The sequence below is a fragment of the Saonia sp. genome (assembly GCF_056326165.1).
In genome coordinates this window covers 19,088-20,295 of the sequence record NZ_JBWFBN010000007.1, presented here as the reverse complement: position 1 = coordinate 20,295, position 1,208 = coordinate 19,088, and the positions used below count along the sequence as shown (strand labels likewise).

The 1,208-nt window shown below is 43.0% G+C and carries 1 protein-coding gene; it reads right to left on the bottom strand.

Features of this window, described 5'->3' with window-relative positions; translation table 11 throughout:
* Window positions 1-1,208 (bottom strand): Ig-like domain-containing protein (locus AC000W_RS07885; RefSeq protein WP_474747385.1); only part of this gene is annotated, 1,208 nt, incomplete at both ends.

Here is a 1,208-nt window from a genome sequence, read left to right as displayed (position 1 = left end):
TGGTGGTGTGTAATCAAATGTACCATCGCCATTGTTTACAACAGTTCCACCATTAGCACTTGTTGCATCGAAACTTGTAATGGTTGCTCCATCGACTACAGTATCATTGGCTAAAACATTTCCTGTAGTTACCAAAGTATTCTCACTAGTACTTGCACTATCATCTACGGCTACTGGGTTACCAGCATCTCCGATTGTTATTGTCACCGTTGCCGTATCACAGCTTGCCGGTGTGTCATCATCACATAAAGTATAGGTAAATGTGTCGATGCCACTAAATCCAGTATCTGGAGTATAAGTAACGGTATCATCGCTTGGGTCATTTGGAGTACCACCATTATTAATTATTACTGTTCCATTAGATGGATTAGTTGTAATCAATGTACCTATTATAGGAACATTATTATCATTGTTCAAAATTGATATAGTTACCGCTTCATCTTCATTTGTTGTAGCCGTATCGTCTATTGTATTTAATGTTAGGCATACATTCACCGTTACTGTTACCGTTGCTGTGTTTTCACATCCGTTGGCATCGGTACCTGTTACCGTATAGGTCGTTGTGGCACTTGGAGTAAAGGCTACACCATCCGTAACACTATTATCCCATACATAACTTGTTGCGCCACCTCCTGTTAAGGTTACACTTTCTCCTGCACAGATTGTGGTTGCACTTGCACTTGCTGTGACTGTTGGTAATGGATTCACCGTTACCGTGACACTTGCTGTATTTTCACAGCCGTTGGCATCGGTACCTGTTACCGTATAGGTCGTTGTGGCACTTGGAGTAAAGGCTACACCATCCGTAACACTATTATCCCATACATAACTTGTTGCGCCGCCTCCTGTTAAGGTTACACTTTCTCCTGCACAGATTGTTGTTGCACTTGCTGTCGCTGTGACCGTAGGTAATGCATTTACGGTTACCGTATATCCTGTTGAGGATAAACTCGTACAGCCATTGGCATCGGTTACCGTATAACTGATAGCTGTTGTTCCTGCGCTTACGCCTGTTACTAATCCCGTATTGTCTACAGTGGCTACTGCGGTGTTACTTGATGTCCATACATAGCTTGAACCACTGGTGCCTTCGGTTAAATCTGTCGTGCCTCCAATACAGACTTCATCTGTACCGGTAATATCGGCTGCTACTGGTAATGCATTTACGGTTACCGTATATCCTGTTGAGGATAAACTCGTACAGCCAT